At 73.6% G+C, this 25752-nt stretch carries 24 protein-coding genes and 1 pseudogene; 11 read left to right on the forward strand and 14 right to left on the reverse strand.

The genetic code is table 11. From position 1 onward, the window contains the following. A pseudogene (locus tag V7793_RS13120) lies at positions 1–456 on the reverse strand (hypothetical protein); the annotation flags it as partial. Positions 457–576: 120 nt separating this feature from the next. On the opposite strand from V7793_RS13120, the gene V7793_RS13125 reads away from it, so the two are divergent. Together V7793_RS13125 and V7793_RS13130 are read left to right on the forward strand one after the other, a co-directional pair. Next, on the forward strand, positions 577–1461 hold the full coding sequence (locus V7793_RS13125; RefSeq protein ID WP_336005988.1) for a DUF4097 family beta strand repeat-containing protein: 885 nt from the start codon (positions 577–579) through the stop codon (positions 1459–1461). Beyond that, positions 1461–2474: a PadR family transcriptional regulator gene (locus tag V7793_RS13130; RefSeq protein WP_336005990.1), complete on the forward strand. Its 1014-nt coding sequence runs from the start codon at positions 1461–1463 to the stop codon at positions 2472–2474. The genes V7793_RS13125 and V7793_RS13130 overlap by 1 nt, the downstream gene beginning before the upstream one ends. A gap of 83 nt (positions 2475–2557) precedes the next feature. Here the strand turns inward: V7793_RS13130 and V7793_RS13135 are convergent, their stop codons facing one another. Further along, a complete protein-coding gene (locus V7793_RS13135; RefSeq protein WP_336005993.1) occupies positions 2558–3994 on the reverse strand; it encodes a cellulase family glycosylhydrolase in 1437 nt (478 codons plus the stop codon). A gap of 7 nt (positions 3995–4001) precedes the next feature. Continuing rightward, on the reverse strand, positions 4002–4964 hold the full coding sequence (locus V7793_RS13140; protein ID WP_336005995.1) for a zinc-binding dehydrogenase: 963 nt from the start codon (positions 4962–4964) through the stop codon (positions 4002–4004). A 213-nt stretch (positions 4965–5177) separates the two neighbouring features. Between V7793_RS13140 and V7793_RS13145 the strand changes: the two genes are divergently transcribed. Then, positions 5178–6527: a TolB family protein gene (locus V7793_RS13145; protein WP_336005998.1), complete on the forward strand. Its 1350-nt coding sequence runs from the start codon at positions 5178–5180 to the stop codon at positions 6525–6527. Between the two features lie 145 nt (positions 6528–6672). On the opposite strand, the gene V7793_RS13150 is transcribed toward V7793_RS13145, so the two are convergent. Then, positions 6673–7884: an NAD(P)-dependent malic enzyme gene (locus tag V7793_RS13150; RefSeq protein WP_336006001.1), complete on the reverse strand. Its 1212-nt coding sequence runs from the start codon at positions 7882–7884 to the stop codon at positions 6673–6675. 619 nt (positions 7885–8503) lie between these two features. On the opposite strand from V7793_RS13150, the gene V7793_RS13155 reads away from it, so the two are divergent. The 3 genes from V7793_RS13155 (at position 8504) to V7793_RS13165 (ending at position 11655) form a co-directional block, all read left to right on the forward strand. After that, positions 8504–9469, forward strand: a complete 966-nt coding sequence (locus V7793_RS13155) for an ABC transporter substrate-binding protein (protein ID WP_336006003.1) — start codon at positions 8504–8506, stop codon at positions 9467–9469. Positions 9470–10021: 552 nt separating this feature from the next. Beyond that, positions 10022–10897: an amino acid ABC transporter permease gene (locus tag V7793_RS13160; RefSeq protein WP_336006044.1), complete on the forward strand. Its 876-nt coding sequence runs from the start codon at positions 10022–10024 to the stop codon at positions 10895–10897. Beyond that, positions 10894–11655 carry an amino acid ABC transporter ATP-binding protein gene (locus tag V7793_RS13165; RefSeq protein WP_168092454.1) on the forward strand — a complete coding sequence of 254 codons (762 nt, stop codon included), beginning with the start codon at positions 10894–10896 and terminating at the stop codon, positions 11653–11655. Before V7793_RS13160 ends, V7793_RS13165 begins: the two co-directional genes overlap by 4 nt. A gap of 17 nt (positions 11656–11672) precedes the next feature. Here V7793_RS13165 and V7793_RS13170 read toward each other — a convergent pair whose 3' ends face one another. Next, on the reverse strand, positions 11673–12434 hold the full coding sequence (locus V7793_RS13170) for a class I SAM-dependent methyltransferase (RefSeq protein ID WP_336006007.1): 762 nt from the start codon (positions 12432–12434) through the stop codon (positions 11673–11675). 101 nt (positions 12435–12535) lie between these two features. Here V7793_RS13170 and V7793_RS13175 point away from each other — a divergent pair, with 101 nt between their 5' ends. Beyond that, positions 12536–13183, forward strand: coding sequence for a CGNR zinc finger domain-containing protein (locus V7793_RS13175; protein WP_336006011.1), 648 nt, complete (start codon positions 12536–12538; stop codon positions 13181–13183). Here the strand turns inward: V7793_RS13175 and sodX are convergent. Beyond that, positions 13069–13539 carry a nickel-type superoxide dismutase maturation protease gene (sodX, locus tag V7793_RS13180; protein ID WP_190023192.1) on the reverse strand — a complete coding sequence of 157 codons (471 nt, stop codon included), beginning with the start codon at positions 13537–13539 and terminating at the stop codon, positions 13069–13071. The two genes, V7793_RS13175 and sodX, sit on opposite strands and share 115 nt — an antisense overlap. A gap of 146 nt (positions 13540–13685) precedes the next feature. Here sodX and sodN point away from each other — a divergent pair, with 146 nt between their 5' ends. After that, positions 13686–14081, forward strand: a complete 396-nt coding sequence (sodN, locus tag V7793_RS13185) for a superoxide dismutase, Ni (protein ID WP_168095046.1) — start codon at positions 13686–13688, stop codon at positions 14079–14081. Between the two features lie 131 nt (positions 14082–14212). Here sodN and V7793_RS13190 read toward each other — a convergent pair whose 3' ends face one another. Then, positions 14213–16930: an HAD-IC family P-type ATPase gene (locus V7793_RS13190; RefSeq protein WP_336006019.1), complete on the reverse strand. Its 2718-nt coding sequence runs from the start codon at positions 16928–16930 to the stop codon at positions 14213–14215. Continuing rightward, positions 16914–17333, reverse strand: coding sequence for an ArsR/SmtB family transcription factor (locus V7793_RS13195; RefSeq protein ID WP_168095044.1), 420 nt, complete (start codon positions 17331–17333; stop codon positions 16914–16916). The genes V7793_RS13190 and V7793_RS13195 overlap by 17 nt, the downstream gene beginning before the upstream one ends. Before the next feature lie 161 nt (positions 17334–17494). Here V7793_RS13195 and V7793_RS13200 point away from each other — a divergent pair, with 161 nt between their 5' ends. After that, a complete protein-coding gene (locus V7793_RS13200; RefSeq protein WP_336006022.1) occupies positions 17495–17758 on the forward strand; it encodes a GlsB/YeaQ/YmgE family stress response membrane protein in 264 nt (87 codons plus the stop codon). Positions 17759–17799: 41 nt separating this feature from the next. On the opposite strand, the gene V7793_RS13205 is transcribed toward V7793_RS13200, so the two are convergent. Beyond that, positions 17800–18459 (reverse strand): HAD family acid phosphatase, encoded by a 660-nt coding sequence (locus V7793_RS13205; RefSeq protein WP_336006024.1) that lies wholly within the window; start codon positions 18457–18459, stop codon positions 17800–17802. 214 nt (positions 18460–18673) lie between these two features. On the opposite strand from V7793_RS13205, the gene V7793_RS13210 reads away from it, so the two are divergent. Continuing rightward, entirely contained in the window at positions 18674–19546 is an 873-nt protein-coding gene (locus V7793_RS13210; protein WP_443057901.1) for an RNA polymerase sigma factor SigF, read from the forward strand. 209 nt (positions 19547–19755) lie between these two features. Here the strand turns inward: V7793_RS13210 and V7793_RS13215 are convergent, their stop codons facing one another. Both V7793_RS13215 and V7793_RS13220 read right to left on the reverse strand, forming a co-directional pair. Beyond that, on the reverse strand, positions 19756–20145 hold the full coding sequence (locus V7793_RS13215) for an ATP-binding protein (RefSeq protein WP_336006031.1): 390 nt from the start codon (positions 20143–20145) through the stop codon (positions 19756–19758). Positions 20146–20251: 106 nt separating this feature from the next. Then, positions 20252–21511, reverse strand: a complete 1260-nt coding sequence (locus V7793_RS13220) for an MFS transporter (protein WP_443057900.1) — start codon at positions 21509–21511, stop codon at positions 20252–20254. A 182-nt stretch (positions 21512–21693) separates the two neighbouring features. Here V7793_RS13220 and V7793_RS13225 point away from each other — a divergent pair, with 182 nt between their 5' ends. Continuing rightward, complete coding sequence (locus V7793_RS13225) at positions 21694–22596, forward strand: LysR family transcriptional regulator (protein ID WP_336006049.1); 903 nt, start codon at positions 21694–21696, stop codon at positions 22594–22596. On the opposite strand, the gene V7793_RS13230 is transcribed toward V7793_RS13225, so the two are convergent. From V7793_RS13230 to V7793_RS13240, 3 genes are all read right to left on the reverse strand, one after another. After that, entirely contained in the window at positions 22586–23287 is a 702-nt protein-coding gene (locus V7793_RS13230; protein ID WP_336006034.1) for a DUF3592 domain-containing protein, read from the reverse strand. The genes V7793_RS13225 and V7793_RS13230 overlap by 11 nt on opposite strands. A gap of 158 nt (positions 23288–23445) precedes the next feature. Next, the gene (locus V7793_RS13235) at positions 23446–24888 is read right to left on the reverse strand and encodes a sensor histidine kinase (RefSeq protein WP_336006038.1); all 1443 of its coding nucleotides are present in this window, start codon (positions 24886–24888) and stop codon (positions 23446–23448) included. Beyond that, positions 24885–25568 carry a response regulator transcription factor gene (locus tag V7793_RS13240; RefSeq protein WP_256789718.1) on the reverse strand — a complete coding sequence of 228 codons (684 nt, stop codon included), beginning with the start codon at positions 25566–25568 and terminating at the stop codon, positions 24885–24887. Before V7793_RS13240 ends, V7793_RS13235 begins: the two co-directional genes overlap by 4 nt. Positions 25569–25752: the final 184 nt, after the last annotated feature.

Here is a 25752-nt window from a genome sequence, read left to right on the forward strand (position 1 = left end):
GACCCGGGACGCGGCGTCGGCGTCCGCGTCCGGCCGGGCGAGCCCGTCGAGCGCGGCCCCGTCGAGCACCGGGTCGAGGCCGGTGCGGGCCCGCAGCGCGGTCATGGCCGCCTCTTCGCCGAGCGGGGTGCCGTCGGCGAGCCACGCGTACCCCACGGTCCGCCGGAAGCCCGAGGCGACCACGAATCCCGCCCCGCGGGTATCCCACCACAGGCCCACGACGGGCCACTGCTCGGCGACGGCCAGGGCGTGCGCCCAGCCGGCGGCGGCGGTGGCGAGGTCGGTGCCCTCGGTGCGCCAGGAGTCCTTGCCGGGGATCAGCGCGCTCCAGCCCTCCCCGGCCGGGACCAGGAGGAGCGGTTCGTTCAGGAGCTGGGCGGAGGGCCGGACGCGGCCGGGCTCGGCCCGGCAGAGCAGCAGGACCCCCGCCGCGCGGCTGTGATCAGTAGCGGACATGCGACCACGCTATGCCAACCGGGGGTCCTTGACTTCGCCGGACCGCGATATATCGTGTTTCACGGAAGACGCGATAGGTTGCGTCTTGTTCCGTCGTCCTGACGCAGAAGGGGGCCCGGCATGCCCGTCGAATCCGAGTGGTCACTGTCCGCACCACGGAACATCACCTTCGAGGAGCCGGTCGTCTCGCTGGACGTGCGCCTGGTGAACGGCACGGTCAACGTCGTCGGCACGGAGGGCGCCGGCCCGGCCCGCCTGGAGCTGACGGCCGTCGACGGCCCGCCGCTGAAGGTCACCCACCGGGACGGCACGCTGACCCTCGCGTACGAGGACATGTGGCCCCCGAAGACCTTCCAGTCCCTCCGCGGCTGGCTCTCCCGCGGGGACTGGGGCCGCTCGGCGGACGTGACGCTCACCGTGCCCGCGGCGGCCGGCGTCGCGGTCGCCGTCGTCGGGGCGGGCACCGTGGTCTCCGGGATCGCGGGCAGCACGAAGGTCCAGGGCGTCTCCGGCGACACCACGCTCGTCGGCCTCACCGGAGACGTCCGCACCGAGACGGTCTCGGGCCGCGTGGAGGCCCAGCGCCTCGGCGGCGGCGTCCGCTGCAACACCGTCTCCGGCGACGTCACGCTCGTCGAGTGCACGGGAGGCCCGGTCAAGGCCGACTCGGTCAACGGCAACGTGGTGATCGACCTGTCGCCGGCCGCGCCGGGCACCGACCTGGCGGTCACCTCCGTCTCCGGCGAGGTCGCCGTCCGGCTGCCCGACACGGCGGACGCGACGGTGACGGCGGGCACCACGGTCGGCCCGGTCTCCTGCGCCTTCGGCGAGCTGCAGGTCCGGGACCGGTTCGGCGCCCGGGACATCTCCGGCCGGCTCGGCAACGGCCGCGGCCGAATCAAGATCACCACTGTCTCCGGCGCCGTCGCCCTGCTGCGCGGACCGGACGCCGACGACTGGGCCGGCGCCGCCGCCGAGGCCCCCGCCCAGGGAAAGGTCCTCTGATGCCCCCCGTCTTCGCCCACGGCCGCCTGCGCCTCTACCTGCTCAAGCTGCTCGACGAGGCGCCCCGCCACGGCTACGAGATCATCCGGCTGCTGGAGGAGCGCTTCCAGGGCCTGTACGCACCCTCCGCCGGCACCGTCTACCCGCGCCTGGCCAAGCTGGAGACCGAGGGCCTGATCGCCCACACCACCGAGGGCGGCCGCAAGGTCTACGCCATCACCGCCGCCGGCCGCGCCGAACTCGCCGGCCGGCAGGGCGAACTGGCCGAGCTGGAACTGGAGATCCGCGAGTCCGTCGCCGCGCTCGCGGCCGACATCCGCGAGGACGTCCGGGGCGCGGCGGGCGACCTGCGGCGCCAGGTGCGCGAAGCAGCCCGGCAGAACCGGGCAGCCGCGGACTCGCCCTCCTTCGACAGCGCGAAGGAGGACTTCCGCCGGGCGAAGGAGCAGTGGAAGGAACAGGCCCGCCGGGCCAAGGAGGAGAGCCGGCGCGCCCGCCAGGACGCCCGGCAGGCCCGCCACCAGGCCTGGGAGGCCCAGCAGTGGGCCCACGAGGAGGTCCGGCGCGCCACCCGGCACGTCCAGGAACAGGTGGAGGAACACCTGCGCCGCGGCGACTGGCCGACGGGTGTCGCGGAGGGCGTCAGCGCCCTGGCGAAGGAGTTCGGCGCCTTTGCGGCGCGCACGACGGGCGCGGCGGGCACGGCGGGGCCGGGCGGGGCGGAGGGCACGACGGGCGCAGCGGGCACGAAGGACACGGCCAGCACGGCCGGTACGACCGGCACCCGGCGCCCCGAGCCACCCGCGGGCCCCGCCCCCGAGTGGGCCGAGCCCGGCGACGCCCCCTCCGCAGACCCTGCCCGCGACCTGGACCGCCTCCTGGACCGCTTCCGCGACGACATCCGCGACGCGGCCCGCGACCACGGCGTGACACAGACCCAACTGGACGAGTCCCGCCACCACTTGGCCGCCGCCGCAGCCCGCATCACGGCCCTGCTGCGGCCGGGGGGCTGAGATGCCGACGGGGTCCACGGCGTGGTGGCTGGCCGTCCTCTTACGTCCCCCGGCCGGGACGGGCCCGGCGCGCGGCGCCTGCGTCAGTCCGCCGTCACCGTCACCGCGACCTCACCGCCTCCGGCGCCCGCCGTCACCCGCACCGTAGCCCGCTCCGCCGCCGGAACCCGCGCGGTGTCCGCCCGGGCCGGGCCCGTCACCTCGACGTGCCGGCCGCGCGGCGCCGGCGGCAGGATCAACTCCGTGGTGCCGTGCCGCCTCGGGGCGTACCTCAGGCGGTAGACGCCCGCCGCCGCGTCGTAGAACGCGGACCGCACCGTGCCCGCCACGGCGGCCGCGTACGGCTCCGCCGTGCGGGACTTGTTGGGCTGGAAGCGGCCGTGGGCGTCCAGGGCGCAGTAGCCGCCGCCGTAGCACCACTGCCAGCTCGCCCAGCCGGTCGCGTAGCGGGACATGGAGGTGAGGGCGTCCTCGTAGAAGCGGCCCATGTGCGGCAGGGAGCTGTCGAGCGGGCCCCACTCACCGATGAAGACGGGGATGCCCATGGCGCGCGGGTAGTGGACGACGGCGGCCTCGTAGGCGTTCAGCCAGCCCGACGCCGGGTCGTAGTCGCGCCCGGCCTCCATGGCGGCGTTGTAGAAGTGCGGGGCGTAGACGACCTTGGGGTCGTGGATGCGGCCGAGGCCGGTGGGGACGCCCTCGCCGGCGGCGGGGGTGGGCTCGACGAACAGCCAGTGGCGGCGGTCGACGCGCCGGATCGCCTCGGCGATGCGCCGGTACATGGGGGTGATCTGCGTGGACTCGATGCGGCGGGCCGCGTCGGGGATGCTCTCGCCGGGGCGCATCCGGCCCATCGGCTCGTTGATCAGGTCGTAGCCGAACACGGCGGGGTGGCCCGCGAGCCGCCCCGCAAGGACCTGCCACATGCGGGCCTGGGCGCGGCGCAGGTCCTCGTCCTGGTAGAGGTGTTCGAAGGCGGCCTGGACGGCCGGTTCGAAGTACTCGGCGAACCAGTCGTCGGGGTGGGGCCGGTAGGGCAGGCCGTCGGTGCGGGTGGCCCAGGCGGGGATGCCGCGGTGGCTGCCGAAGGCGGGCCCGTAGACGTCCTGGTGGGCGTCGACGACGACGCGGACGCGGTACTTGTGCGCCCAGTCCAGCACGCGTTCGATCTTGCGGAGGTAGGCCGTGCTGTAGTGGCCGGGCCGCGGCTCCAGCTCGTCCCAGAAGACCGCGAGGCGGGCGAGGTTGAAGCCCTGCGCGGCCATGTCGCGCAGGGAGCGCTCCGTGATGTCCGCGAGGGCCTCGTCGCCGCGGTGCTCCTTGTCCGCGAGGTTCCAGCCGCGCAGGGTCAGGGCCCGGCCCTGCTCGTCGGTCAGCGGCGGGATGCCCCGGCCGGGTGTGCCCGGGGCCGGGGCCGGGACCGGGCCCGGGCGGGCCGCCGCGGGAGTGCCGGGCGTCAGGAGGAGCAGGGCCGTGGCCGCGGCGAGGAACGCCGCCGTGCGCAAGCGTCTCTTCGGCATCCGCCGTTCATACCGTCAGGACGACCTTGCCGAACAGGTCGCCACCGGCCATCTTCTCGAACCCCTCGCGGGCCCGGTCCAGCGGCAGGACCGAGTCGATGACGGGCCGTACGCCGTGCGCCGCGCAGAAGCTCAGCAGGTCCGCCAGCTCCTCCTTGGAGCCCATGGTCGAGCCGACGACCTTCAGCTCCAGGAAGAAGATGCGGTTGAGCTCGGCGGCCGGCGGGTTCGGCCCGCTGGTCGCGCCGGAGATCACCAGGGTGCCGCCGGGCTTGAGGGACTTGACCGAGTGCGACCAGGTGGCGGCGCCGACCGTCTCGATGACGGCGTCCACCCGGTGCGGCAACCGCGCCCCCGGCTCGTAGGCGCCCTCGGCGCCCAGCTCCACGGCGCGCTCGCGCTTGGCCGCGTCGCGGCTGGTCGCGAAGACGCGCAGGCCGGCCGCGGCGCCGAGGACGATCGCGGCGGTGGCCACGCCGCCGCCCGCGCCCTGCACCAGGACGCTCTGCCCGGGGCGCACGTCCGCGTTGGTGAACAGCATGCGGTACGCGGTCAGCCACGCGGTCGGCAGGCAGGCGGCCTCCTCGTAGCTGAGCTCCTTGGGCTTGGGCAGCACGTTCCACGCGGGGACGGCGACGCGCTCGGCGAAGGTGCCCTGGTAGCGCTCGGTGAGGATGGAGCGCGGCTCCGTCGGGCCCACGCCGTGGCCGGTCTGGCCGATGACGGAGTGGACGACGACGTCGTTGCCGTACTCGTCGACCCCGGCGGCGTCGCAGCCGAGGATCATCGGCAGCGCCTCCTCGCCGAGGCCCACCCCGCGCAGCGACCACAGGTCGTGGTGGTTGAGGGAGGCGGCCTTGACGTGGACGACCGTCCACCCGGGAGGCGCCTCCGGCTCGGGGCGCTGCCCCAACTCGAGCCCGGTGAGCGGCTGGTCACGGTCGATGCGTGCGGCGTAGGCGGCGAACATGATCCGAACCTAGCCCCGCCGCCTGCCGGGCGAAACCACGCCGCGGTGTGACGCGCGCCGCGCCGTGCGTCCCGTCCAGTCCTTCCTGTCGCAACGGCCGTATCCGCGGCGGAGACTGCGCCTCCTCATTGACCGGGCGTGAGGCCCGGGGGTTGGCTTCGGTTGCCCGTGCCGCGCCCGGCGCGGGCCGTCACCGAGGGGGTTCAGACGATCATGCGTCATCTCAGACGGGCCGTCGTCGCCGCGGCCGTCGCAGGAACCTGCGCAGCCCTCCTGCCCGCAGCCGGAGCCGCCTCCGCGGCGGCCCCGCGCCCCGCCCCGCGCATCGAGCGGGTGAGCGTCGCGAGCGACGGCACCCAGGCCGACGCGGAGTCCCACGGCGCCTCGCTCAGCGCCGACGGCCGCACCGTGGTCTTCCTGTCCCGGGCCGGCACGCTCGCGCCCGGCGCCGGTCCCACCGGGCACGTCTTCGTGCGGGACCTGCGGACCGGGCGGACCGAGCTGATCAGCGCCGCGAGCGACGGCACCCCGGCCGACTCCTGGTCCTCGTCGCCGTCGATCAGCGGCGACGGGCGGTACGTCGTCTTCGACTCGGGGGCCGACCTCGCCCCCGGCAGCAACCCCGCCGGCTCCGACGTCTTCGTCCGCGACCGCCGGACCGGGCGGACCGAGGTGCTCGTCGCGAACCGCACCGGAGGCAGCGGCTCGAACCACTCGGCCGCCATCAGCACCACCGGCCGCTACGTCGCCTTCGTCTCCGGCCGCGACGACCTCGTGCCCGGCGACACCAACCAGCGGGAGGACGTCTTCGTCCTCGACCGCCTGCGCGGCACCACGCAGCGGGTCAGCGTCGCGAGCGACGGCACCGAGGCCGACGGCATGTCCGGCCACCCGGTGATCAGCGCGGACGGCAGCCGGATCGGCTTCCGGACGGCGGCCCGGAACCTGGCCCCGGAGACGGCGGGGCAGCCCGGGCCGCGGAGGTCCGCCGGGGAGCTCGCGCGTCCCGGCCTCCACGGCTTCTACGTGCACGAGCTGCGCGCCGGGCGCACCGAGCGCGCGGCCGAGACGCACGACGGCCTGCAGGCGCTGGTCACCGGCGGCACCGGGCTCAGCCCCGACGGCCGCTACGCCCTCTTCTCCAGCCCCGAGCAGGTCGTGGCGGACGACACCAACGGCGCCCAGGACGTCTACGCCAAGGACCTGCGGACCGGGACCACCCGGCGCCTGAGCCTGGCCGCCGACGGCTCCCAGGCCGACGGCGCCTCCTACGGGGGCGCCGCGATGAGTGCCGGCAACGAGCGGGTGTTCTTCGCCTCCGACGCCGGAAACCTCGTGCCCGGCGACACCAACGACCGGCAGGACGTGTTCGTACGGAACCTGCGGACCGGCGCCGTGGAGCGGCTCAACGTCGCCGCCGACGGCACCCAGGACGACGGGAACGCGGGGGAGGTCAGGACCGACCTGCTCGGCCGGACCGCCGTCTTCAACAGCTGGGGGCGCAACCTGGTCCCCGGCGACACCAACGGCACGGGCGACGTGTTCGTCCGGCGGCTCGGCTGAAACGGCGACCGGGCCGCACCCCCGGCAGGAGGTGCGGCCCGGTCCCGTGGGCGTACGGCGTGCGGCTCTCGTAGGCGCACGGTGTACGGCTCTCGTAGGCGTGCGGCGTACGGCTCTCGTAGGCGTACGCCGTCGGGCGCCGGCGTCAGCGCCGGGCCACGCCCTCCGCGCGGGCGGCGGCCGCGACGGCGGCCGTCACGGCCGGGGCGACCCGCTCGTCGAACGGCGACGGGATGACGCACTCGGCGCTCAGCTCGTCCGCGACGACGGCCGCGAGGGCCTCCGCGGCGGCGAGCTTCATGCCCTCCGTGATGCGGGAGGCCCGCACCTGCAGGGCGCCCGCGAAGATGCCCGGGAAGGCCAGGACGTTGTTGATCTGGTTCGGGTAGTCGCTGCGGCCGGTGGCGACGACGGCCGCGTACTTGTGGGCGACGTCCGGGTGGATCTCCGGGGTGGGGTTGGCCATCGCGAAGATCAGGGCGTCCTTCGCCATCGTGGCCACGGCCTCCTCCGGGACCGTGCCGCCGGAGACGCCGATGAAGACGTCCGCGCCGTCCAGGGCCACGGCCAGGGGGCCCGTGAGCCCGGCCTTGTTGGTGAAGCCGGCGAGGTCGCGCTTGACCTCGGTGAGGTCCTCCCGGTCGCCCGAGACGATGCCCTTGCGGTCGCACACGGCCACGTCGCCGATGCCCGCTTCCACCAGGATCTTGGCGATCGCGACGCCGGCCGCGCCCGCGCCGGAGATCACGGCGCGCAGCTCGCCGAGCGTCCGCCCGGTGAGCTTGGCCGCGTTGCGCAGGGCGGCGAGGGTGACGACGGCGGTGCCGTGCTGGTCGTCGTGGAAGACGGGGATGTCCAGCCGCTCCTGGAGCTTGCGCTCGACCTCGAAGCAGCGCGGCGCGGAGATGTCCTCCAGGTTGATGCCGCCGAAGGAGGGCGCGAGGCGCGCGACGGTCTCGACGATCTCGTCGACGCCGCGGCAGTCGAGGGCGATGGGGACGGCGTCGACGCCGCCGAACTGCTTGAAGAGGATCGCCTTGCCCTCCATCACGGGCAAGGAGGCCTCCGGGCCGATGTCACCGAGCCCGAGCACCGCGCTGCCGTCCGTGACCACGGCGACGACCTGGGACTTCCAGGTGTAGTCGTGGACGAGCTCCGGCTGCTCCGCGATGGCGCTGCACACCTTGGCCACGCCGGGCGTGTAGGCGAGGGACAGATCGTCCCGGTCGCGCACGGGCACGGTCGCCTGGACGGCCATCTTGCCGCCCCGGTGCAGCGCGAACGCCGGATCGAAGAACTCGTCGCGAGTATCGTCCGGACCGCTGTCGCTGCGAGGATTCACGATCTCCGCTGCCACTTTATTTGACCCCTTTGTCGAATGTCCGTCGAGGGTATCCGCCCTGGGTTGCGGGGCGGGTCGGGCTTCACGTCCGTGTCCGGCCACCGAGATGACCTGCGCGCGGGGGGTGGTGCCGCGCGTTACGGAGACGTATGCCGGGCGCGCCGCACACGCGCCCTTCCCCCTGATGCGGGGTGTGGCTGGCCTTTCTATCAAATGAGCGCTACGGCCTACGAGTGAGTTCCCGCTGACTTGTCGCGGCGCGGCCGGGAACAGCCCCTGTTCGCGGGTCGGAACGGTGTCAACTGGGGGCATAAGTCCACGGAGTGAGACAGAGCGCGCGTGACATACGTCTCGCCCGGCGGCTCATAGAAGCGGAACCCTTGAGTCCGTTACTCCGGACCGACCTGGTACCGGCCTGATGCGGCACGGGGATCGCCCGTTATCCGATTTTGACATAGCGAGGCCCCCGAATGCTGTAGTCCGGATGGCAAGATGCCCCAATCACACGAGGTCGCGACATCCAAGGGTGTGTGCTCCGCGCCTCGTGCGTCATCAGCGTTTTCCTGTGTTTGTTCTGTGTCTGTCCAACAGTCGGCTCCTTGGGCCACCCCCTCACCCGCAGGAGGAACCAGCAATGACCGCAAGCACCACCCCTCGCACGGCTGCCGCCAGGAGTCGTTTGGCCGCCGCCGGCGCGATCGCGGTCGCCGGCGCCCTGCTGCTCACCGGATGCGGCGACCAGCGGGACAAGACCGGCAACGGAGCCGGCCAGAGCGCCCAGGGTTCCAAGGCCCCCCTCTTCGACAAGCTGCCGAAGAAGATCCAGGACTCCGGCGTCATCAAGGTCGGATCGGACATCGCCTACCCGCCGGTGGAATTCAAGAAGGACGGCAAGGTCGTCGGCATCGACCCCGACATCGCCGCCGCCCTCGGCAAGGAACTCGGCGTGAAGGTCGAGTTCAACAACGGCACGTTCGACGCGCTGCTGACCGGCCTGCGGTCCAAGCGGTACGACATCGCGATGTCCGCGATGACCGACACCAAGGACCGCCAGGAGGGCGTGGACCCCAAGACCAAGAAGAAGGTCGGCGAGGGCGTCGACTTCGTCGACTATTTCAACGCCGGCGTCTCGCTCTACACCAAGAAGGGCGACACCAAGGACATCAAGGGCTGGGACGACCTCTGCGGCAAGAAGATCGCGGTCCAGCGCGGCACGGTCTCGCACGACCTGGCCAAGTCCCAGTCCGAGAAGTGCGAGAAGGACGAGAAGGACTCCATCTCCATCGAGGCCTTCGACACCGACCTCGAGGCCCAGACCCGGCTCAAGGCCGGCGGCGTGGACGCCGTCTCCAGCGACTTCCCGGTCGCGGCGTACGCGGTCAAGACCTCGGGCGGCGGCAACGACTTCGAGACGGTCGGCGACCAGGTCGAGGCCGCGCCGTACGGCATCGCCGTCGCGAAGGAGAACACCCAGCTGCGGGACGCCCTGAAGGCGGCGCTCGAAGCGATCATCAAGAACGGTGCGTACGAGAAGGTCATCAAGACCTGGGGCGTCGACGCGGGCGCGGTCAAGGAAGCCAAGATCAACGGCGGTTCCTGACGAGTCGCCGCCGCGCGGGCGCGTGCGCGTCCCGCCGCGGCTTCCCCCGTCCCCCTCACCCTCGTACGGATCTGCTGAAAGGCACTCCCCGTGACTTCTTCCCCTGACTCCCCGTCGCCCGACAAGCCCGACGGGAAGGAACCCACCGAGGCGGCCGAGGCCGCGAAGGCGGCGAAGGCGGCCGAGGCCGCCGACGCCGCGAAGGCCGCGGACGCGGACAAGGCCTCCGAGCCGGCCGAGCCTGCCGACGCGGACAAGCCCGCCGAGGCCTCGGATGCGGACAAGCCGGCCGACGCCGGCAAGACCGGCAAGTCCTCGGACGCCGACAAGGCCGGCAAGGACGCCGACGCCGAAAAGGCTGACGCCGCCGACAAGCCCGCAGGCGCGGACAAGTCCGACAAGCTCGCCAAGCCCGGCAAGCTCGCCAAGTCCGGTGAGCCGGGCAAGTCCGGCGAGGCCTGCGAGACCTGCGGCGGCAACAAGCCGGCCGGCCCGGCCAAGGGCGAGGCCGCCGCCAAGAAGGCCTCGACCGCCCCCGAGGCGGTCAAGGCCATCCCCGTCCGGCACTACGGCCGGTGGATCTCCGGCGTCGTCGTCCTCGCCCTCCTCGGGCTGCTGGTCAACGCGTTCGCCTCGGCGAAGATCCACTACAGCACCATCCCGGACTACCTCTTCGACTCGACGGTCGTCGAGGGCCTCGGCAAGACGGTCCTGATCTCGGTGCTCGCCATGCTGCTGGGCCTCGTGGGCGGCATCCTGCTCGCGGTGATGCGGCTGTCGAAGAACCCGGTGACGTCCTCGGTCTCCTGGGCCTACATCTGGTTCTTCCGGGGCACCCCGGTCTACGTCCAGCTGCTGCTGTGGTTCAACCTCGCGCTGATCTTCCCGTACATCAACCTCGGCCCCATCTACCGGGACGAGATGAGCGACTTCATGACGCCGTTCATGGCGGCGCTGCTGGGCCTGGGGCTCAACGAGGCCGCCTACATGTCCGAGATCGTGCGGGCCGGCATCAAGTCGGTCGACGAGGGCCAGACCGAGGCCGCGCACGCGCTCGGCATGAGCCAGGCCCGGACGCTGCGCCGGATCGTGCTGCCGCAGGCGATGCGGGTCATCGTGCCGCCGACCGGCAACGAGTTCATCAACATGCTCAAGACCTCGTCGCTGGCAGCGGCGGCGGCCCAGTATCTGGAGCTACTGCGCTCCACGTCCGACATCGGGCAGACCACCGGCGCCCCGGTGGAGATGCTCTTCCTCGCGGCCACCTGGTACCTGATCCTCACCAGCATCTTCAGCGTCGGCCAGTTCTACCTGGAGCGGCGTTACGCCCGCGGTTCCCTGCGGACCCTGCCGCTCACCCCGTGGCAGAAGGTCAAGGCCAACCTGTCCTCCTTCAGCAACCGTCCCAAGGGAGGCGTCAGCGCATGAACGCGATGGTGAAGGCCGAGGGCGTCCACAAGTCCTACGGCGCCGTGCAGGTCCTCAAGGGAATCGACCTCGAGGTCGCCCCGCGCGAGGTGTTCTGCCTCATCGGCCCCTCCGGCTCCGGCAAGTCCACCTTCCTGCGGTGCATCAACCACCTGGAGCAGGTGAACGCGGGCAAGCTGTACGTCGACGGCCGCCTGGTGGGCTACCGCCAGCAGGGCGACAAGCTCTACGAGCTGAAGGACAGCGAGGTCGCCAAGAACCGCCGGGACATCGGCATGGTGTTCCAGCGCTTCAACCTCTTCCCGCACATGACGGCGCTCGCGAACGTCATGGAGGCGCCGGTCCAGGTCAAGGGCGAGACGAAGGCCGTCGCCCGGGAGCGGGCGAAGAAGCTGCTCGACCGGGTCGGCCTCGGCGACAAGGCCGAGAACTACCCCTCGCAGCTCTCCGGCGGCCAGCAGCAGCGCGTCGCGATCGCGCGGGCGCTGGCGATGGAGCCGAAGCTGATGCTCTTCGACGAGCCCACCTCGGCGCTCGACCCGGAGCTCGTCGGTGACGTCCTCGACGTCATGCGGGGCCTGGCCGAGGACGGCATGACCATGATCGTGGTGACCCACGAGATGGGCTTCGCCCGCGAGGTCGGCGACTCGGTGGTCTTCATGGACCAGGGCGTGGTGGTCGAGTCGGGCAACCCGCGCGACGTGCTCACCAACCCGCAGCACGACCGGACGAAGGCGTTCCTGTCGAAGGTGCTGTAGCGAACCCCTGCTGCTTGTCACTTGAGCGCGAGCACCATCGCGTCCGACGGCGACTTCCAGACCGTCCGGGCCTCGGCGAAGCCCGCCTCGCGCAGGGTGCGCGCGTGCCACTCGGCGGAGGGGGTGTCGCCGTCGGCGTGCTCCCCGTAGATCTCGAAGCGCTCGGCGGTCGGCCCGGCGAGCACCGGGTCGGCGGCGGCGAGCTCCCACCACGCGCGCCAGTCGAGGGCGCCCTCCGCCTTGGCGCGGTCCATGCGCGCGTGGCGCAGCGCGCGTTCGGCCTCGTTGATGCGGGGCGTGCCGGTGTCCGGCATGTGGTCGGCGTTGAGGAGGACGCCGCCTTCGCGGACGACCCCGGCGAGCTGCCCGTAGAGGGTGCGCAAGGGGTCCGAGTGCAGCCAGTGGAGGGCGGTGGCGGTGAGGACGGCGTCGTAGTGCTCGTGGGGGAGCTGCGCGGTCCAGTCCGGGTCCTTGAGGTCCGCGGTGACGAAGTGGACGCGGTCGTCGCCGGCGAAGGTGCCGCGGGCGATGGTCAGCAGGGCCGGGTCCAGGTCGACGCCGGTGGAGACGGCCCCGGGGAAGCGGTCCAGCAGGCGGGCGGTGATGGTGCCGGTGCCGCAGGCGAGGTCGAGCACGCGGGGCGCGGGGCCCACGAGGGCCTCGACCATGTCGAGCATCACCCGGAACCGCTCCTCGCGGTCGGGCAGGTACCACTCCTGCTGCCGGTCCCAGCTGTCCTGCCAGGCGTTCCAGTCCGTACCGACGACGGCCTCGGTCATGAGGTTCCTCCAACGGGTCATACCGTGTAATACCCTCGGTCGTACACCGACCATTACAAGTCGGTGAGCCGACCCTAGACCGCCCTGCGTAAGGACCACAAGTGGAACTGGCCTATTACTCGGACTTCGCTGTGCGGCTGGTCAACAGCGAGGAGCCCGGCCGCGGCACGGACACGCTGACCTCCGTCGAAGCCGTGCGCGAGCTCTTCGGGCCCAGCGCCCAGGGGGCCCGGCGGGCGGGCGACAGCGACGTGACCCGGCTGAGGGCCGTCCGGGCCCGGCTGCGCGCCGTCTTCGAGGCCGCCGCCGAGGGCGACGAAGTGCGCGCCGTGGACCTCCTCAACGCCCTGCTGATGGAGTATCCGGTCAGCCCGCAGGTCTCCGGGCACGAGTACCGCGACGAGGACGGCCGCCCCAAGTGGCACATGCACATCGCCGACCATGCGGCCAACGCCGGCGCCTCGTACGCCGCCACCGCCTGCATGGGCCTCGCCGTGCACCTGACGGAGTACGGCGTCGACCGGCTCGGCATCTGCCAGGCGTCGCCGTGCCGCAACGCCTACCTCGACACCTCGACCAACCGCTCGCGCCGCTACTGCTCCGACCGCTGCGCCACCCGCGCCAACGTCGCGGCCTACCGGGCCCGCAAGCGCCTGGAGAGCCGCGCGGCCGAGGCCCCGGCCGGCAGCGACCTCACCGGCCTGAGCGCCGAGGCCAGCCACGACAGCAGCGCGCCCGCCGAACGCTGACCCGCCTGCGGGGGCCGCCGCAGCCGCACCAGCGCGCGGGCCACGACGAGCTCCTGCGGCACCACCCCGAACTCCCGGCTGTCGTTCTCCACCAGCGGGTTGTCCCCGCGCACCCACCAGCCGCCCCCGCGCAGCTCCACGGCCCGCTTGACGATGAGCAGGTCCTGCCGGAACGGGTGGCGCAGCACCACCACGTCACCCGGCCGCACCACCGCTCCGTACTGGACGACCAGCTGGTCCCCGGGGTTCAGGGTCGGCACCATCGACGGGTTGTAGACCTCGGCCAGCCCGATCCGCAGCAGTCCGCGACGCTCGCGGTCCAGCTCCTGCCCGCGCTCGTCCACCTGCTCCTGCACCGCGGCACCTCCCGGTCCGTAATCCTCCACCAGTCCCAGACTGACACTGGACTTTTGTCCTAAGCCCCCCGGGGCACCCGAGAAAAGCCTTCCCACACCGAGTAATCTCGCACCTGAGAAGACGATCACGAGGAAGGACAGCTCTTATGCTCTCCCGCCTGTTCGCACCCAAGGTGCGAGTCAGCGCCCACTGCGACCTGCCCTGCGGTGTCTACGACCCCGCCCAGGCCCGCATCGAGGCAGAGTCGGTCAAGGCCGTCCAGGAGAAGTACCAGGCGAACGAGGACGCGGACTTCCGCGCCCGTGCGCTCATCATCAAGGAGCAGCGCGCGGAGCTCGCCAAGCACCACGTCTCGGTGCTCTGGAGCGACTACTTCAAGCCGCCGCACTTCGAGAAGTACCCCCAGCTGCACCAGCTGGTCAACGACACCCTGAAGGCCCTGAGCGCGGCCAAGGCGTCCAACGACCCGAAGACGGGCCAGAAGGCGCTGGACTACATCGCCGAGATCGACCGCATCTTCTGGGAGACGAAGAAGGCCTGATCAGGCGGCATAGCGCTGTCCGCACCCGGTCCCCGGCCCCCGTGAGGGAAGCCGGAACGGACCGGGTGCGCTGCTGTTTGCGGGCCTTTCCGCCATTACGGGCCTTTCGGCCGTTACGGGCTTTCCCGCCGTCACGGGCTCTTTCGCATGCGGGCATACGGGCTTTGCTGCGTACGGGCCTTCCTGCGCGCCACCGCCAACGCCGTCCCGTACAGCGTCAGGACGACGGTCATCAGGCCGTAGTAGAGCGGCGGCAGGGCCGTCATGCCCAGGGCGGGGCCCAGGGGTGACAGGGGCAGGAGCAGGCCGGTGACCGCGAGGGCGGCGGTTGCCAGGCGGAGCGGCAGCGGGGCCCGGCGCTCGGCCGCGTCCCTGCCGGCGCGGAGCAGGAGGATGACCAGGGCCTGGGTCAGCAGGTTCTCCGTGAACCAGCCCGCGTGGAAGGCGGCCTGTCCGCCGGCGCCGTCGCCGGGGTGCACGGTCAGGGCCAGCACCCCGAAGGTCGCGAGGTCGGCGGTGGCGTTGAGCAGGCCGAAGCCCGTCATGAAGCGGAACAGGGCGCGCGGGCGCAGCACCACGGGGCGCAGGTGGGCCGTGGCCCCGGGCCGGTCGAAGGCGAGGGCGAGCTGGGCGGCGTCGAAGCACAGGTTCTGCACGAGCACCTGCGCGGGCAGCATCGGCAGGAACGGCAGCAGCAGGCCCGCGGCCAGCATCGCGATGACGTTGCCGAGGTTGGACGAGAGCGTGATGCGCAGGTAGGCGGCGATGTTGCCGGTGCTGCGGCGGCCTGCGACGACGGCCCGGTCGAGGGCGGTGAGGTCCTTCGAGGCGAGCACGACGTCGGCCGCCTCGCGTGCCACGGCCACCCCGTCGCGCGGGCAGATGCCCACGTCGGCGGCGCGCAGCGCGGCGAGGTCGTTGACGCCGTCGCCGAGGAAGCCGGTCGTGGCGCCGGAGGCGCGCAGGGCGCGGACGACACGGGCCTTGTGCTCGGGTGCGCAGCGGGCGAAGACGGTGGTGCGGGCCGCGAGCCGGGCGAGTTCGGCGTCGCCGGCCGCGTCGATCCGCGCGGCCGTGAGGGGTTCGCCGGGGTCGAGCCCCAGGTCCCGGCAGGCCCGGGCGGCCGTGCCCGGGTGGTCGCCGGTGAGGACCTTGACGGTCACGCCGCGGCCGGCGAGGACGGCCAGGGCCTCCTCGGCGGTGGGCGCGAGGGCGTCCTGCAGTCCGACGAAGCCGGCGAGGGTGAGCTCCTGCTCGTCCTCGGGCGCGTACGGGCTCGCGCTCGCGGGCCGCTCGGCGAGGGCGACGGCGAGCACCCGCAGCCCGCTCGCGGCGAGGGCGTCCGCCCGGGCGGCGAGCCCTGCACGGTCGGCAGAGCCGATCACCCGGGCGCGGCCTTCCTCGCTCACGTGCGTGCACCGCTCCAGGACGTCCTCCGCGGCGCCCTTCACCACGAGCACGTACCGGCCCGCGGGGGCGCCGGCGCCCGTGGCCGGGCGGAGCGGGCGGACGTTGCCCGGGAGGGAGCCGGGCAGGAGGTCCGGCAGGGAGCCGGGGCGGAAGTCCGGCAGCGTGCCCGGCTCGCCGCCCGCCACCCGGACGAGGGCCGACGCGATGCGGCGCCCGGGGCCGCAGGGCAGCGCCGCCACGCCCTCGACGCCGTCCGCGCCACCGCCCCGCTCCTCGTCCGCGTCGAGGAGCGCCTCGTCGAGGGCGTCCGGGGCGGGCAGCTCGGCGAGGTGCAGGGTCCAGAGGGCGGCCACGGCGGCCCAGTGCAGCACGGCCGGGTCCTCGCGGCCCTCCGCGTCGACCGCGCAGGCGAACACGGGCCGGTCCCGGGTGAGCGTGCCCGTCTTGTCGACGCACAGGACGTCGACGGCACCGAGGTCGTGCAGCGCGGGCAGCCGCCTGACGATCACCTCGCCGCCGCGCGCGAGGAGGGCCGCGCCGCGCGCCAGGGCCGTCGTGACGACGACCGGCAGCATCTCGGGGGTGAGGCCCACCGCCACGGCGACGGCGAACGGCAGCGTCTCCATGCCGCGGCCGCGCACCAGCGCGCTTGCGACCAGCACCAGCGGCGCGACGAGCAGCATGCACCGCACCAGGGTCCAGGCGATCCCGTTCACGGAGCGGTCGAAGGGGCCGGGGAGCCGGCGGCCGCGGTCCTGCGGCAGGGCCCCGGACAGGACGGTGTCCGCGCCGGTGGCGACGACGAGGCCGGTCGCGCTGCCGGAGACGACGCTGCTGCCCTGGAAACACAGGTCTCCGGCCGCACCCCTGGCGACGGGCGCGGACTCCCCGGTCAGCGCCGCCTCGTGCACGGTCAGGCCGGTCGTCCGCAGCAGTCTCAGGTCGGCGGGGACGAGGTCGCCGGGGGCGAGGAGGACCACGTCGCCCGGCACGAGTTGCTCGACGGGCAGCTCGCGGGTCACCGGTTCCTCCCGCTCCGCGGGGCGGCGGCGGACGGTCGCGGTGGTGGCCAGCAGCTCGCGCAGGGCGGCCGCCGAGCGGTCGGCGCGGTGCTCGCCGGTCGCGCGCAGCACACAGCTGACCGTGACGAGGACGGCGATCACGCAGGCGGTGCCCCAGGCGGCGAGGCCCGCCGAGACCAGGCCGAGGGAGAGCAGGACGGCGGTGAAGGGGTCGCGCAGGCTGCGGGCGAAGCGGCGCGGCCAGGGGTCGGGGCGGCGCCCGGGGAAGACGTTCTCGCCGTGGCGCGCGAGCCGCTCGTCGGCCTCGGCCTCGGGCAGCCCGCGGGGCCCGCTCTCCAGCGCGCGCAGGACCTCCAGGGTGGTGCCGGTACCGCCGGTGCCTCCTCGCGCGGCGGAGCGGTCAGGCTCCCAGGCCATGGAGGCGTCCGGTGCGGGCGGCGCCGCGCCCGCCGGCCCGGCCCGTCCCCCCGGCCTCGCGGTCGGCGAGCTGGCCGACCATCAGCCGGACGATCGCGACGACGTGCGGGTCGTCCACGAGGTAGACCATGCGGCGCCCCTCGCGGCGCGACCGCACGAGCCCGGCCAGCTTCAGCTTCGCCAGGTGCTGGCTGATCGCGGGGAGCGCGCCGCCCACCCTCTCGGCGAGGGCCGTGACGTCGCTCTCGCCCTGGGCGAGAGCCCACACCAGGTGGAGCCGGGCGGGCGAGGCGAGCAGCCCGAAGGCCGCGGCGGCCTCGGTGAGCACGTCCGCCGAGGGGTCGCCGAGGCCTTCGCCGAAGTCCTCTTCGACGTCCTCGAAGCTTCCGACACCTGCGGCCACTGTCGCTCTCCCGTTCCTGCCGCGCGTCCCTGTGCCCGGCACGACCAGTCTAGGCAGGGTGCGGGGAGCGGACGGGCGGACATGCGCCGCCCGGCGGCTGGGCAGAAGTATCGAGAGCAACCGGTCCGGAACGGCGGCAACAGGCTGCAAAAGGGGGACCCGTGGAAATCTCCGGAATTTTCAGTGCCATCGTCATCGGTCTGATCATCGGCGTGCTCGGCCGGCTCGTCGTGCCGGGACGCCAGCACATCGGGGTGCTGTGGACGATCGTGGTCGGCATCGCCGCCGCGTTCCTGGGCGCAGCCGTCGCCCACTGGCTGGGCGTCGACGACACCAAGGGGGTCGACTGGATCGAGTGGCTCATCCAGATCGGGCTGGCCGCGCTGGGCGTGGCCGCGCTCGACAGGGCGAAGGCGCGGCACTGAGGCGTACGACGAGGGGACGGGGAAGCGCAGGGATCCGGCGGCTACGACAGCTTGCCGTCGTAGTCCGGCAGTTTGAAGGTCCGCTCCGCGTGGCCGCCCACGAGGTCGGTGGTGTTGTTCCCGATGTTCGCGATGATCGAGTACCCCTGCTTCTCGATCTCCGCGCGCTTGGCGGTCTTGTACGTGCCCACGTCCTGGAAGAGGTCCGGGAGGTGCCGTACGTACAGGCCGCTGACGGGGTAGCCGACCTCGCGCAGGTTGTGCTCGGTGAGCGAGTCGAGGATGCCGGGGCGGGCGGTGACGAAGAAGACCGCGGCTCCCCGGGCGTGGGCGTACCGCGTCAGCTCCAGCACCGGGGAGATGGCCGGCGTGGGGTACGTCCAGTGGAAGTCGGTCTCCAGGGAGCTGTTGTCGATGTCGAGGACGATGGCCTGCTTCCGGCCGTGCGCATCCGCGGTGCGCTCCTTGACGTAGGGCAGGGCCCTGTCGATGACGGCCTGCACGTCGCGCTGCCAGACGGCGTAGTCGACGCCTTTGAGCCCCGCGGGCCCGGAGGTCCGGGCGGCGCTCGCCGTGGCGGCGGCCGGGCGGTCGGCGGGGGCGGCGGTCGCGTCCGTCGTGGTGGCGGCCGTCGCGGCCGTGGCCAGGGCGGTGACGGCGAGGGCAACTGCGGTGCGGCGGGCCGGTATCGGTGCGGTCATGAGTGGCATGTTCACGCCCGTCGGTGACGGGCGGGGAACGCGCGGGTGACCGTCCGGCGTCGCCCGGCTGCCCGCCCCGTGCGACCGGTTCCCCCCGGTCCGCCCCCGTCTCCTTCCGCTTGTGCGCGCCTTCCGTGAACCGGCATGCATGGGCCACGGGTCGCCGGGTAGGCGCTCGGAGGTCACCTACGGATCTGGGGAGGACGATGTGACCATCACGGCATCCACGGTTACGACAGGGCATTCGGGGGCTGTGCCGCAGCACCTCGAAGAAGCGGTCGGGGGGCTGCCGTACATCGAGGACGCGTCCACAGTGGCGCCTCGCGACGCCCGTGCACTGTCCGGGCTGTTCTTCGCACGCCTGCGGGAGCTGGAGGAGGGCACGCACGCGTACCAGTACGCGCGGAACACCCTCATCGAGATCAATCTCTCGCTCGTCCGCTTCGCCGCCTCCCGGTTCCGCAGCCGCGGCGACCAGATGGAGGACATCATCCAGGTCGGCACGATCGGCCTGATCAAGGCGATCGACCGCTTCGACCTCTCGCGCGAGGTGGAGTTCACCACCTTCGCCGTGCCGTACATCGTGGGGGAGATCAAGCGGCACTTCCGCGACACCGGCTGGTCGGTGCACGTGCCGCGGCGGCTGCAGGAGCTGAGGGTCGAGCTGGCCAAGGCCACCGGCGAGCTCTCGCAGGAGCTGGACCACTCGCCGACGCCCGCCGAGCTGGCCGAGCACCTCGGGCTCAGCCGCGAGGAGGTCGTCGAGGGCATCGTCGCGGGCAACGGCTACACGGCCGGCTCCATCGACGTCCCCGTGGACGACGGCTCCGATCAGCCCGGCACGACCTACGCCGACCGGCTGGGCGGACTCGACCCCGCCATCGAAGGCGTCGAGAACCTGCACGCGCTCAAACCGCTCGTCGCCGAGCTCGACGAACGCGACCGGCAGATCCTGCGCATGCGGTTCGGCGGGGAGATGACGCAGTCCGAGATCGGTGCGGAGCTGGGCATCTCGCAGATGCACGTGTCGCGGCTGCTGACGCGGATCCTGACGCGGCTGCGGACGGGGATGCTGGGGCATAAGTAGCCGCCCGGGGCGGGCCCGGGAAGCAGGGGCTCGTGCGGGCGGGTGGCTGGGGTGGCAGGGGCTCGACCTCGGCGGGGCCCCTCCCCCGGCCTGCCTCGACGGCTTGATGCTTGACGGCTTGACGGGGCCCCTCTCCCGGCCTCCCGGCCCTACGGGGCACGGGATACGGGGTACGGGCAGGCCTAGGCGACTGCGCCGGGCCCAGGCGCCTACGCGGCGGGCGCGGTCGTCGCCGGGGCCGCCGGTCCCAGCCACGTGGCCCGGACGGTCTTTCCGTCCGGCCGCCGGTCCACCTCCAGCAGGCCGGCGAGCCGTTCGACCATGTGCCAGCCCAGCCCGCCGCCGCCGCCGAAGTCCGGGGGGCGCGGCTGCGGCGGGCGCGGGCTCGCGTCGGCGATCTCCACCACCAGGCGGCCCTGCACGGCCCGCACGCACAGCCGCCACCAGCCGCCCGCGTGCCGTATGGCATTGGTGACCAGCTCCGAGACGACCAGGACGACGGCCTCGGGATCCGCCCACGGGCAGTGGCGGGCCAGGAACTCCGCCGTCGCGTGACGCGCCCGGGCGGCGTCCCCGTACGGGGCTTCGATCACAACCATCCGGCGGCTCCCTCGTCGCTGCTGTGCCTGACCTGCTACGTCACCTCTGTCGACCGGCGTATACCCAGCGATCGCCGGGTCATGACCTCCGTTGCGGAGGGGTTCGTCACGGAAGGTCCGCGGCCGCGGTGCGCGACCGGCGGGCGGCGGCCCCCGGCATCACCAGCACCACGAGTGCCCCCGCCACCAGCAGCCCGCCCAGCCACAGGGCGGCCGGCAGCGACACCGCGTCCGCGGCCCGGCCGCCCAGCAGGGCCCCCAGCGCGATCGCCGCGTTGAAGGCCGAGACGAACAGCGCCGAAGCCGCCTCCCGCGACCCCGGCGCCGCCGTCGTCAGCAGCCCCTGCGTCGAGACCGACACCCCGCCGTACGCCAGCCCCCACACCACGATCAGCGCACCGGCGGCGACCGCCCCGCCGAGCGGTACCGACATCACCGGGACCACGGCGGCCAGCGCGATCGCGATCACCAGCAGGGTGCGGCGCGGGTCGCGCGCGGCGGCCGAGCCCGCCAGGAAGTTGCCGGCCACGCCCGCCACGCCGTACGCCAGCAGCAGCCCGCTGATCAGACCGGCCCCCGCTCCGGACGCCCGCTCCAGGACGGGCCGGACGAAGGTGTAGCCGGCGAAGTGCCCGGCCACGATCAGTACGACGACCAGCAGGCCCGCCCGTACGCCCGGGACGCGCAGCAGGCCCGCCACCTCGCTCGCCCGGACGGCCCGCTCCGCCGGCAGCGGCGGCAGCAGCAGCGCGAGCGCCGCGGTCACGGCCAGGCAGACCACGCCCATGGCCGCGAACGCCGCCCGCCAGCCGCCCAGTCCGCCGGCCAGGGTCCCGGCCGGCACGCCGAGCACCGACGCGACCGCGATGCCGCTGAAGATCAGCGAGGTGGCCGGGCCCACCGACCGCTCCGGCACCAGCCGTACCGCCAGCCCCGCCGCTATCGCCCACACGCCCCCGATGCACACCCCCACCAAAACCCTCAGCCCCACGAGCACCGCGATGTGGGTCGCCAGCGCCGACAGCAGGTTGGCCACGGCCAGCAGGGCCATGAGCCCCACCAGCACCCACCGCCGGTCCAGCCGCCCCGCGGCCGCCGTCACCGCGGGCGCGGCGACCGCCGCGACCAGCCCGGGCACGGTCATCGTCAGACCGGCCGTCCCGGCCGGGACGCCCAGCCCGGAGCCGATCGGGGTGAGCAGCCCCACGGGGAGCATCTCGCTCGTCACGACCGAGAACGTCGCGGCGGCCACCGCGACCACCGCGGCCCGGCCGCCCTTCGCCTCCGCCTTCGCCTTCGTTTCCGCCTTCGCTTCGGCCTTCGCTTCGCGCTTGCCCGCGCGTTCCCCGACCGCACCTTGCTTCACTGCACCTTGCTCTGCTGCACCTTGCTCCATGGGCCTCAGCCTCGGCGGCGGTGCGGCCGGGAACAACGCCGGAGTTCTCATCCTTTGATGAGCAGGATTAATCGGTCGGCGGAGGGCGGGACGTGGGCACGGGGGCAGGCACGGGCGCAGGCACGGGCGCGGAGGCGCGCAGGGAGGCGGGCGTGGGTGCGGACCTGCGGGAGCTCGAGTGCTTCCTGGTCCTCGCCGAGGAGCTGCACTTCGGCCGGGCCGGCGAGCGGCTGTACGTGTCGCAGGGCCGCGTCAGCCAGCTCCTGCGCTCCCTCGAAGGCCGCATCGGCGCGCGGCTGTTCGACCGCACCAGCCGCCGGGTGGCCCTCACGCCGCTCGGCGAGCGGTTCCTGGCCGGGCTGCGGCCCGCTTACGGGGCCCTCGCGGGCGTCGTCGACGATGCCCGGGCCGCCGCCCGCGGGGTGGAGGGCGTCCTGCGGATCGGTTTCCAGGGCACGGCGGACGGCGGGGTGATGGAGGCCGTCGGAACGTTCCAGGAGCGCAGGCCGGGGTGCGTGGTGGAGCTCGTGGAGATCCCGCTGAGCGACCCCTTCGGCGCCGTTCGCAGGGGCGAAGTCGACGCGGCGGTGGTGCTGCTGCCCGCGGACGAGCCGGACCTGACCGTGGGGCCGGTCTTCTCCCGGCAGCAGCAGACGCTGGCGGTGTCCGTCCGGCACCCCTTCGCGCGGCGCGCCGAGCTCGGCGCGGAGGAGCTCGCGGACTGCCCGCTCGTGGTTCCCGCGGCCCCCGCCCCGACGTACTGGCGCGCGGCCCAGGCCCCCGCGGTCACGCCCGGCGGGCGCCCGGTCCCCCGCGGCCCGGAGGTGACGACGCTGCAGGAAGGCATCACCCTCACCGCCGCCGGGCGCGCCGGGATGCTGCTGTGCCGGCCGACGGCCGACTACCACGGGCGCCGCGACATCGCCTTCGTCCCGGTGACCGGCCTGCCCCGCTCCGCCCTGGGGCTGGTGCGGCAGCGGGCCGCGGAGACGGAGCGGCTGCGGGCGTTCGGGCGCGTGCTGGCCGAGGTCGCCGGCCGGACCGTCAGCGGCTGAGGCCGCCGGAGGGCGGGCCCGCCGGGAAGCCGCTCGGCGGGCCGGAGGGGAAGCCGGTGGGGAATCCGGTGGGAAAGTCCGTGGGGAAGCCGCTCGGCACCCCCGTGGGGAGGTCGCCCGGCGGGCCGTCCGGCGGGGACGGCGGAGCCGGCGGCGTCACCTGCGGAGTGGCCGGCGGAGTAGCCGCCGGAGCCGACGGCCACGAGTCCTCGATCCGCTCCGTGACCTTCTCCTTAGCGGGCTTGAATACGCTCAGGTAGAAGACCCCGAAGCCCACGCACCCGGCCACGAACAAGGACAGGAACACCAGGAGGATCCCCATGCCCACCCGTGTCCTGGCGTCACCGGGCGGGAGGGCCGTGGCCCGGTCCGGGCGGCCCTGCGGGTAGCGGACGACGACGGTGTCCCCTTCGATGACCGTCGCCGACCCGCCCGCCTCCTCGAACCGCCGGTGCCGCCCGTCCCCGTCGGTGAACTCGTAGACGTGGTGCAGCGTGGTCGAGGACGACCGGTGCGCGCCCTGCCGGCGGGTGACCGTCGTCGCGTACAGGCGCAGGCAGCGCCCCGGCACCTCGATGCCGCTGTGCCACGCGGCTCGCAGGCGCCGCATCCGCACCACCGCCCACACGATGCCGGCGATGCCGCCCGCCGCCATGAGTGCGGGCAGCGTGAGGATGACGATGTCGAACATGAACCCCCCGATGTCGGATGTGTGTGCGCATATTCAACTGTGTCGGGGGTTCTGACGCCATGAGTTAGATCTTGGTCCGCCGCCTGGTTCGGGCCTGGTTCGCCACCTGGTTCCACCGGCTGGTTCCACCGGTTCTCCCTTCGGCTCGCTCAGCCGGCTCAGTCCGTGGGGCCCTCCGCGGGGCAGGGGTCCGCGACCGGCAGCGTGGTGGTGAACCGGGCGCCGCGCGGGCTGTCGGTGATCTGCAGGGTCCCGCGGTGGACGGTCGCGATGTGATGGGCGATGGCAAGGCCGAGGCCCGTGCCGCCCGTCGCGCGCGTACGGGCGTCGTCGAGCCGGGTGAAGCGTTCGAACACGCGCTGCCGGTCGTCCGGGTGGATGCCCGGCCCGTCGTCCTCGACGTGCAGGACCGCGACCCGCTTCGCGGCGTCGCAGCCGGGGCCGGGGCCGGGACAGAGGCCGAGGCCGAGGCGCACGGTGACGGTGCGGGCGGCGTGCCGGTCGGCGTTGTCGAGGAGGTTGCCCAGGAGGCGGGCGATGAGCGTGTGGCGGCCCTGCACGATGACGGGGGCCCCTGCCTCGATGCGGACCTCCAGGGCCCGCCGCCCCTCCGGCCGGCGCCGGACCTCCTCGCGGACCAGGGCGGCGAGGTCGACGGGCTGGGCCCCCGGCAGCCCGTCGGTGCCGGTCGCGTCCAGCCGGGCGAGCAGCAGCAGGTCCGACGTGATGCTCTGCAGCCGCCGGGTGTCGCCGAGCGCGGCCTCCGCGACCGCCGTCCACTCGGCGTCCCCGGGGTGGGCGAGGGCGATCTCCAGCTCGGCCCGCAGGGCGGCGAGCGGGCTGCGCAGTTCGTGCGAGGCGTCCCCGACGAACCGGCGCTGCAGGTCGACGGCCGCCTGCAGCTGGTCGAGGGTCTTGTTCATCGTCGCCGCCAGCCGGGCCACCTCGTCGCGCGTGCAGGGCACGGGCACCCGGCGTTCCAGGTGGTGCGCGGTCAGCTCGGCGAACTGGGTGCGGATCGCCTCCACAGGGCGCAGCACCCGCCCGGCCACGAACCACGTCGCGCCCGCGAGGGCGGCCGTCACCAGCAGTACGGCGCCGGCGAGCAGCCGGCCCATGTGGTTGAGGCGGCGCTGCTCGACCTGGAGCCGGTTGGCGACGTTCAGGTAGCGGCCCTCGGTGCCGGACTGGACGTAGTCGAGGCTGGGGCTCCGGCTGCCGGGGTCGGTCCACGGCCACAGCGACAACAGCGCGTCGCCGTGCGAGGGTTCGTGCTCGGGCGGCCGGGAGTCGGGCTCCCAGCGCGGCGGGGCGGGCCTGATGCCCGTGGACACCGCCAGCCGGGGGTCGTCGCGGAGCTTCTCGGCCGCGTAGTACAGCTGTGCGTCCGGGTCGCCGTCGGCGAGCCGGGGGACGGCGGCGATCGTGCGGACCGTGTAGTCGCGGGCCTCCCGCGCCAGGTAGTCGCGCAGCGAGCCCGCGGCCAGCGCCGCGCCGGCGATCAGCGGGAGCAGGGCCGAGACGGCGACGAGCCACGTCAGCCGGCCCCGTATCGAGGCGGGCCGCAGCAGCTCGCGCACCCGGCCGGGCCGCCGCTTCACCCTGCGGGGGCGTCGGCCGCCAGCCGGTAGCCCACGCCGCGCACGGTCTGGATGGTGTGCCGCCCGAACGGCGCGTCGATCTTCCGGCGCAACGCGCTGACGTGCACCTCCACGATGTTCACATCTCCCTGGAAGGCCTCGTCCCACACGTGGGCGAGGATCTCGGCCTTGGCCACGACCTCGCCGTCGCGCCGGGCGAGGTACTCCAGGACCGCGAACTCCCGGGCGGTGAGGGTGAGATCGACGGAGCCTCGCCGGCAGCAGCGGCTCGCAGGGTCGATCTGCAGGTCGCCGATCCGGAGCAGCACGGGCCGCTCGGGCCGGCCGCGGCGCACCAGGGCGCGCAGCCGGGCGACGAGGGCCACGTAGGAGAAGGGTTTGGTCACGTAGTCGTCGGCGCCGGTGTCCAGGCCCTCGGCCTCGTCGTACTCGCCGTCCTTCGCGGTGAGCATGAGCACCGGCGTCCAGACGCCGGCCTCGCGCAGCCGGGCGCACACGCGGTAGCCGTTGAGGCCGGGCAGCATGACGTCGAGCACGATCACGTCGTAGGCGTCCTCGGCCGCGAGGTGCAGGCCCGTGTGCCCGTCGTGCGCGACCTCCACCGCGAACCCCTCGGCGACCAGGCCGCGGCGCAGCAGTTCAGCGAGCCGCCGGTCGTCCTCAACCACCAGTATTCGCATGCCTTCAGCATGGCGCGGAGCGCAGGTCCGTGACCTGAAGACCCCTTAAGGAATCCTCAGCGCTGCTTCAGCTCCCGGGTGCGAGCATGCTCGTGTGTCCTCCCCGGCACTCAGGCCCACCGGGCGCGTACCGGCGGCACACGGGGGTGGGGCCCGTTCGCTTCTCCGGCCGGGCCCGACCGCC

The organism is Streptomyces sp. KLMMK, assembly GCF_036961605.1.
Taxonomy (GTDB): Bacteria; Actinomycetota; Actinomycetes; order Streptomycetales; family Streptomycetaceae; genus Streptomyces; species Streptomyces telluris.